Source organism: Roseinatronobacter ekhonensis, assembly GCF_900499075.1.
In the GTDB taxonomy this organism is placed as follows: domain Bacteria; phylum Pseudomonadota; class Alphaproteobacteria; order Rhodobacterales; family Rhodobacteraceae; genus Roseinatronobacter; species Roseinatronobacter ekhonensis.
Map to the genome: position 1 here is coordinate 1 of NZ_UIHC01000085.1, position 7,441 is coordinate 7,441.

Below are 7,441 nucleotides of genomic sequence, written 5' to 3' on the forward strand. Positions count from 1 at the left end.
CGACAAGCCCAAACCCTTCAAATGGACCAAAACCGCCGAGGACATCCTCACCCGGGAACGCCGCGCTCTGAACGCGCTCGATGAAATTCGCGGAAACAGGTAGGAAGTGTCAGACTCAGAACACTAGCCTTAACGATTTCGACCTCAAAATCATTCTCCTCGAGAAATGCCTTTAGGATCTTTGCCGCAGTCCCAGAACCGGAACCGGCCGGGCCGACGATGGCCACGAATACTTCATTGGTGCGCAAGCCTCTGAGGACATCTTGCCCGGAACGCTTGTCGACGGAAATAGCTGACCGAGCATTTTCTTGAGGTTTAGGATTTGATGTCATGTTTGCCTGTAGGACCCATCGTTGTCGTTCTTGTCTTCCTTCTTAGCTGAAATCGGTGCGTCTCGTCGATGGAGTTCGTGCGGGTCAACCCTTATCCATCCAGTCTGGAGTTGCTGGACCCACTCAACCGGAAAAGGCTCCCGCAATTGCTCTAGCGTCACCTCGGGCCCCTGCTTCCCTGCCAGGGTCGCTTCCACGATGTGCGGCGCAAGCAGCGTCATGCGAAGACTGCGGGAGAGGAAAGATGGCGCGATGCCCTCGCGTTCGGCCAGCTCGGCGATGGTCGTGAATTCGCCGGATTCGAGCATACGCTTCCAGCGAAATGCCCGAGCCAGTGCTTTGACCAAGGTATTGTCTATCTTGCTTGTGCTGTATGCCCCGTCCGGCATCTGCATCTCCTTGCGACCGCCGCGCTTCACGAGGCGGAACGGAATGTGCACTGTCACCGTTTCCGGCACTGGCTTCGCGCGGGTCATGCCGCCGTTCCTAGATCAGCCATCATTTCGCGCGCCAGCCCGGTCAGACCGTCCATGCGGAGGCGAACATTCAGGCCATCGGTGCCAATGTCGACCCGCTCGATCAGCAGCCCGACGATGCGTGCCTGCTCGGCGGGGAAGAGTTCGTCCCAAAGCGGATCGAGTCGGGTCAGTGCGTCACGGGCGTCGGCTTCGGTGATCTGGTCATCATGAGTGCGCGCCGATTTCCATGTGCCAGCGACGATCTCGGGCTGCCGGAATACGGCGCGCAACTGACCGATGACTGCGGCCTCGATCTCCCCAGCAGGGACGCGGCCGACCGGGCAGGATCCTGCGCCGTGCTTCAGCACGGTCTGGCTGACATAGTATCGGTAGAGCTTGCCGCCCTTGCGCGTGTGGGTCGGCGAGAAAGCGGCTCCGTCGGGGCCATAGAGCAGCCCTTTCAGCAGGGCGGGCGTGTCGGCACGGGTGCGCGCGCCGCGCTTGCGGGGGCTTTCGGTTAAAATGGTGTGGACCTTGTCCCAGACCGCGCGGTCGATGATGCCGTCGTGCTCACCGGGATAGCTGTCGCCCTTGTGGACCGCTTCACCGATGTAGGCGCGGTTGTTCAGCAGGCGATACAGGTATTTCTTGTCGATCCGATTGCCGCGGCTGGTCTGGATGCCCCGTGCCGCCAGTTCACAAGCCAGTTCCGTGCCCGAGCCGATTTCGATGAATCGGTCGAAGATCCATCGCACATTGGCGGCGTCGGCCTCCTTGATGATCAGCTTGCGGTTCTCGACGCGGTAGCCATAGGGCGGCACGCCGCCCATCCACATGCCCTTCTTCCGGCTGGCGGCGACCTTGTCGCGGATGCGCTCTGCGGTCACCTCCCGCTCGAACTGGGCGAAGCTGAGCAGGATATTCAGCGTCAGCCGCCCCATCGACGTGGTGGTGTTGAACGCCTGCGTGACCGAGACAAAGGTGACCTCGTGGCGGTCGAACACCTCGACCAGCTTGGCGAAGTCGGCCAGCGAGCGGCTGAGCCGGTCGATCTTGTAGACCACGACCACATCGACCAGCCCGTCCTCGATATCCTCCATCAGCCGCTGCAGGCCGGGCCGTTCCAGCGTGCCGCCGGAAAGGCCGCCGTCATCGTACTGGTCGCGGACCGGCACCCAGCCCTCGGATCTCTGGCTGGCCACGAACGCCTCGCAGGCCTCGCGCTGGGCATGCAGGCTATTGAACTCCTGCTCGAGCCCTTCCTCGGAGGATTTGCGCGTGTAGATCGCGCAGCGCTGTTTGCGAACCGTGGCTTTCATGCGCGCGCCCTCCGGCTTTTCAGTCCGAAGAACACCCAGCCATTCCAGCGCGTGCCGGTGATCGCGCGGGCAATGGCCGAAATCGACTTGTAGGGCCGACCCTGCCATTCGAACCCGTCGGCGGTCACCGTGACCACATGCTCCACGCCCTGCCACTCGCGGATCAGGCGTGTGCCGGTGATGGGTTTCAGATCTGCCCGGATGCGGCTCTTCTTGCGATCGCCGCCGTCAAGGTCTTCACCCATCCGCTCCAGCCGCCGGATGGTTTCCGGTTTCAGCCCGCCATAGGCCAGCTCCTGGATGCGATAGGCCAGCCGGCTCTCCAGGTAGCGCCGATTGAAGGGCGGCGGCTCGCTGTCGAACAACTCGCGCCACTGAGCCTTCAGCGCCGGCGTCGGCGTGGTCTTGAGCGCCGCCAGGCGCGCGGGGATGGGGTCATGCGTCGTCATGGTTTTCTCCGTTGAATGGAGTTGCATGAAGGCATCCGTCGGGCGGAGAGTGTAGGCAACTTTCTCCGGCATCTGCAGATGGTTGCGCCTTGTCCCGATGCCGAAGTCGCACCAGCCCGAGCGCCAGCAGGCCGCACAGTTCGGTCCGACGTTCGGTGGGGGTCATCTGGTCGGATGGAAAGGGGTTGGGTCTTTTCATGTCTCGGGCAACCGTGATTGGTGGTGTCGTTACCAATCAAAAGCCACCTGCGAGCTTCATGTGGGACGTGCCGCGCTTGTCTTATGCTGATCCCGGCTCTTGTGCGAAGAAAGAGCCAGCGCGCGCTACGCGATTTATGGCGCGCGCTGGCGGTGGCTGGATCGTCACGGGCTTGGTCGTGATGGACCGTTTTAGAGTGTGATCAGCCATCGTCTTCGCCTGAGGCCTGAACGGATACAGAGCGGCGTAAAGCCCTCTACGACAAGCATAGGACACGCGAGGACAATGAAAGATACCATCGGAATCGACATCTCGAAAGCCACTCTCGACGCGCATCGTCTGATCGATGACGAAGCGCGGCAATTTGCGAACTCCCCAGCCGGCCTGCGGGCACTTCGTCGCTGGATCGGCACCAAAATGCCTGACTTGGTCATTTATGAATCGACTGGTGCCTATCACGCCGCCATTGAACGCAGCTTTGGCGGCGTCTTGCCTCTCGTGAAGGTGAACCCGCTGCAGGCGCGCCGATTTGCCCAGGCCCGCGGGACACGGGCAAAGACCGATGCCGTTGATGCGCGCGTTCTGGCCGCGATGGGTGCGGCTCTCGACCTTGCACCAGATGTCCCGGCAGGCAAAAATCAACACGACCTCAGGGAGTTGCAGATCGCCCGCATGGCCCTGATCAAGGAACGCACGCGATTGCTGAACCGGTCCAAAACGCAGTCCCTGACCGTGCTCAAACGCCAATCCAAGGCTCGCCTTGCGCAGATCAAGCGCCAGCTCGGCGAACTGGAAGACGCGCTGCTGGACCTCGCGCGCCAGTGCCCGAAACGCGCACGCGCCTTCGATATTCTGTGCTCGATCCCGGGGCTGGGCCGGATCACTGCGATCGCGATCCTCGTCGAATGTCCGGAAATCGGCACCATGACCCGCAAACAAATCACGAGCCTTGCGGGCCTTGCACCCATGACGCGGCAATCAGGACAGTGGCGAGGTAAGGCGTTCATTCAAGGCGGGCGCAAGTTCCTGCGCGACGCGCTCTACATGCCAGCGCTCGTCGCCGCCCGCTACAATCCGGATCTGCGGCAGAAATACCAAGCGATGATATCAGATGGAAAACCCGCAAAAGTCGCGCTGACCGCCCTCATGCGAAAGCTCATCGAGCTGGCCAACGCACTCGTCCGACAAGACCGCGAATGGACGCCAAAAACCGCTTGATCAAGACGGATACTCTAAGGCAGTCAACGAAAGCGAACAAGTGGAGAACATCGACCCTTGCGGAGGAAAGTTCCGTCAACGATTATCGGAGGTTGAATCAGGTAGAGAGCAAACATTCGTTGAGGTGATTTCATGGCGCGCAAAGCAATTCCGGTCGGTCCCCATACTCACGGTCTTATCGAGGACGCACGAATTGACCTTGCGCGCGCCGTGCTTGCCGTTCGGGAAGGTGAAAACGAGCCTGAGTTCAATCTGCCCGAGGAAGTTCCAAATCCACTTGACGACGAAAGCATCAATGCATTTCGGCAAGAGATCATTGAAATCCTGTCAGAATTCGATCCTGACGAATTGCGGCCCGCCGAGCAGCGCTGTCGCAGGATCCGTGCTCTTGCAGACAGCAAGGGCATTACATCCCTTACTACGATTGTCGATAAGCAGTTCAGCGAAGAGCAAGTTCGGGAAATCAATTCACAACCTGATCCACTCTGCAGAAGCATCTGGGCGTTTCTGAACGCACGCCAAACTTTCGAGGATGCCGAGAGTTTTCATTTCGCCCGGCAATTCAGGGATTACGGCAAGCTTTACGATGCTTTCGAAGTGGAACTTGAAAAGGCTGTCGCGCTCGATTCGGGATCCATCGACGAAATGGCATTGGCGGCCAAAATCACGAAGGTCCTTGAACTCAAGACCAACTGCACGGTCAAGGCGCTCGATCTGCCTGCTACGACTGCGCACCCTGCATCGATCATGCTGATCGTGCGGCACGGCGGGCCGCTTTCGAGCGTATATGACCACCGGGACGACGGGCGGCGGGGCACCATCTACTTCCGGCCGCCGAATGAGGCGACACTCATTTACACGCCGTCAATGCGCCAGATCGAGGTCTGCGCGGATAGCCCCGTCGTTCGCCAGGAGGTTGCCGGATCGTTTGCCGAGATCGCACTTGGCCATGACGTTTCTCAGAAGCCGTTGACCTGGAAGCGCTACAATCTCTCGCGATTCCGCTCATCGCTGCGGCTGGATGTCCCCAGAATCGATGGCTACGAGATTAAATTCGCCCGCGTGCTCGAGGCGGAAGTCCGGCTTGGCACATGGAGCCGAAAGCTGCTGCTCAAGGTCGCGGTCGACGACGACATAGTGGATGTGGCCGATCGCTATTTGAGGCCCAACAATATCTTCCGCCGCGCGGACGGTTTCAGCCGAATTGGGATCGCAATCTCCTACAACCGGGTCGGCGATGAAAAAGAGCGCACACTCAACATCACGATCTCTGGCACAAAGAGCTGCAATCTCCAAAGCAACAAGGATCCTGAAGAACGCAACCTCGGGTTTGCACTGCTCGATGCGTGGGGAATTCTGAGCGCCTTTCAGCAGATCGACCCGAATGATCTGCGGGCGATGTTCCCGCAGCTGATCGATCTCCACGACCGAACCGAGGACGAGGTCAGCGGGGCATACCTGCGCGAACTGGGTCTGGACCCTGATCGCCTTATCCAAGGCGGCCTGCTGGAGCGTCGCGGCCGACAGGATGTCGTGCTGATCGATGACGATGATGTGGGCGGCGAAGCTGTGATCAAGCCATCTGCAAGAGAAGGGATGGTCCGGACCGAGGGCGCGTTCGGGGAGGACGGAGGCGAGCGGCCAGCGTCCGATCTGGAAATGTATGAGATTAACCGGCAATGGCTGCACGAGACGGTCGTATTGCTGATCAAGCCGTTGTTGACCAAGCGTGCATCGCAAATCCTCGATCCTGATCTGACTCTTCTTGGCGCAATGCAGATCGGTGGGGCCGAGGTGCCCGTGTATTTCGGGCGGCGTCTCTACGACCTGAAGACTCTGGAAAGGTTGGATCTGGCCCTGCGGGCGCGAAACCAGGCCGGTGTCGGGATCGTGCTGGCTGCAAGTACAGAGATGCCGTCACACCTCGGGCCGAATGTAGTAGTGCCCCTATTGTCGAATCTGTCGCCGGAGGAAGCGGAGATCGTGCTCGCGCGTGATGGTCTGGAGCTCGCGTTCCGCAACAACTTCTCACTCGCGCGCGGCGGTGCGACACCGCAAGTGCTTCGGTCCGGCAAACAATCGGCGACGCTGCACGTGCCGGGCAAGGATGCACTGGCTCTCGTTGGCGCCGATCAGATCACGATTTTCGAACGTCTCGTGGCCGCGAACAAGGCTGGCAGCCCCGATAAGCAGGTCAAGGAGCTGATGGATGGGTTGGGTTCACGAAGCCCCCAGCAAGCTTTCCGGAAGGCAGCGTGGGAGAGCATACTGAACAATTACATCAGCAAAGGTGCCAAACGTGGCTACTGGCGCTTGGTCGTTGATACGCCGATAGAAGCCCCCGTCTAACGCCGGTCTAACTTCGGATGCACCAAGGTTCCCGGGAGTACCTTCTGCAAAATTGCTGGCAAGAGTTGAAGGTAATCGTGTTGTTGTCGCTTTCGACGAAGAAAGCTCAGAGGCGATTTCTTCACATCTGAGCGGTATTGTGGCATTAGAACTTGCCGCTCGGCTGAACGCTTTCGGATTGGAGGACAGTCGTATTGACGTTTTGAATGAAGGGGTTATCCGCTTTCTTGCTTTCGACACTGGGCCTGCAGAAAATTTGGTCGATCTTTTTGAGACTCAGGGACAAATAGCTATACGCCCAGTGATAGGGAGAACGGAAAACAGTGGAGCTGATGTGGGTCTCGGGAACGATCTTTTGCCAGTTCGAGGTGAGTCAGATTCATACTTCATTGTGGAGCGGCGCGACATTATCGAGGGTCAAGATTTTTTGAGCTATGAGAGCACTTTTGACCTGAATGGTTATCCAGCTATTAGCTTTCGATTAAACGTAGAAGGAGCCGAAAAATTAACTATCTACACACAAAGCGAGCTCGGCGGAATCGTCGCTGTGGTGTTGGATGACCAAGTGGTTGCTACAATTATAAACGAAGTTCGAATACCTGCGAACGAAGGGCTTATCGCGGGCAGGTTTACTAAGGGCGATGCCGATAAACTTGTAACTATGCTCAACGTCGGTTTTTTTTTCAGTGGAGCTGGAAATAGTGCAGTTTAGGGAAATCAGCGGCCCGATGAGTTTACCAAATTAGCTACGATACACCCTCACCACAACGTGCAAAAACTAATCGTTTCTGCTACTATAAATCATCCCACTGAGAGAATTAATTTAAAGATGAACAATCGAAAATAATCCGGCCTGGTTCAAGTGACCTGAGGGTCGCAAAATAGATATGGTTATCGTTAACTGAAGCCATGTCCTCGACAACACATTCAACACGCGTCGCACGTGGTGCTTGGGTCAATACTGAAAACTCATTAAGTGATAACTCGTTCCTAGTGTTCCCCACCTGACACAGGATTCCCATTGAGGGCCTGATGTGCTATATTCGGGACATGAGACGCAATGACATTTGCCTTTACCTTGGCCCCGCCGACCGTGCTGAGCTTCAAGCTCTGATCA

6 protein-coding genes are annotated in these 7,441 nt (G+C 58.1%); 3 read left to right on the forward strand and 3 right to left on the reverse strand.

Annotation, left to right across the window (positions count from 1 at the left end; all coding sequences use genetic code 11):
• Positions 1-328: 328 nt before the first annotated feature.
• From ROE7235_RS18225 to ROE7235_RS18235, 3 genes are read right to left on the reverse strand one after another with little or no spacing between them, the layout of a single operon-like run.
• The gene (locus ROE7235_RS18225) at positions 329-808 is read right to left on the reverse strand and encodes a hypothetical protein (RefSeq protein WP_306418884.1); all 480 of its coding nucleotides are present in this window, start codon (positions 806-808) and stop codon (positions 329-331) included.
• Positions 805-2,109 carry a recombinase family protein gene (locus tag ROE7235_RS18230; RefSeq protein ID WP_121097164.1) on the reverse strand — a complete coding sequence of 435 codons (1,305 nt, stop codon included), beginning with the start codon at positions 2,107-2,109 and terminating at the stop codon, positions 805-807. The genes ROE7235_RS18225 and ROE7235_RS18230 overlap by 4 nt, the downstream gene beginning before the upstream one ends.
• Positions 2,106-2,558, reverse strand: coding sequence for a DUF2924 domain-containing protein (locus ROE7235_RS18235; protein ID WP_050664514.1), 453 nt, complete (start codon positions 2,556-2,558; stop codon positions 2,106-2,108). Before ROE7235_RS18235 ends, ROE7235_RS18230 begins: the two co-directional genes overlap by 4 nt.
• A 484-nt stretch (positions 2,559-3,042) precedes the next feature.
• Between ROE7235_RS18235 and ROE7235_RS18245 the strand changes: the two genes are divergently transcribed.
• The 3 genes from ROE7235_RS18245 (at position 3,043) to ROE7235_RS18255 (ending at position 7,036) form a co-directional block, all read left to right on the forward strand.
• A complete protein-coding gene (locus ROE7235_RS18245; RefSeq protein WP_050664513.1) occupies positions 3,043-3,975 on the forward strand; it encodes an IS110 family RNA-guided transposase in 933 nt (310 codons plus the stop codon).
• A gap of 132 nt (positions 3,976-4,107) precedes the next feature.
• Positions 4,108-6,324: a hypothetical protein gene (locus ROE7235_RS18250; protein ID WP_121097167.1), complete on the forward strand. Its 2,217-nt coding sequence runs from the start codon at positions 4,108-4,110 to the stop codon at positions 6,322-6,324.
• A 52-nt stretch (positions 6,325-6,376) separates the two neighbouring features.
• A complete protein-coding gene (locus ROE7235_RS18255; RefSeq protein ID WP_147434264.1) occupies positions 6,377-7,036 on the forward strand; it encodes a SecDF P1 head subdomain-containing protein in 660 nt (219 codons plus the stop codon).
• Positions 7,037-7,441: the final 405 nt, after the last annotated feature.

What these genes read in the sequence shown, in the direction of transcription:
- ROE7235_RS18230 (WP_121097164.1), bottom strand. Translation starts at nt 2,109, where the DNA reads ATGAAAGCCACGGTTCGCAAACAGCGCTGCGCGATCTACACGCGCAAA.
- ROE7235_RS18235 (WP_050664514.1), bottom strand. Translation starts at nt 2,558, where the DNA reads ATGACGACGCATGACCCCATCCCCGCGCGCCTGGCGGCGCTCAAGACC.
- ROE7235_RS18245 (WP_050664513.1), top strand. Translation starts at nt 3,043, where the DNA reads ATGAAAGATACCATCGGAATCGACATCTCGAAAGCCACTCTCGACGCG.
- ROE7235_RS18250 (WP_121097167.1), top strand. Translation starts at nt 4,108, where the DNA reads ATGGCGCGCAAAGCAATTCCGGTCGGTCCCCATACTCACGGTCTTATC.
- ROE7235_RS18225 (WP_306418884.1), bottom strand. Translation starts at nt 808, where the DNA reads ATGACCCGCGCGAAGCCAGTGCCGGAAACGGTGACAGTGCACATTCCG.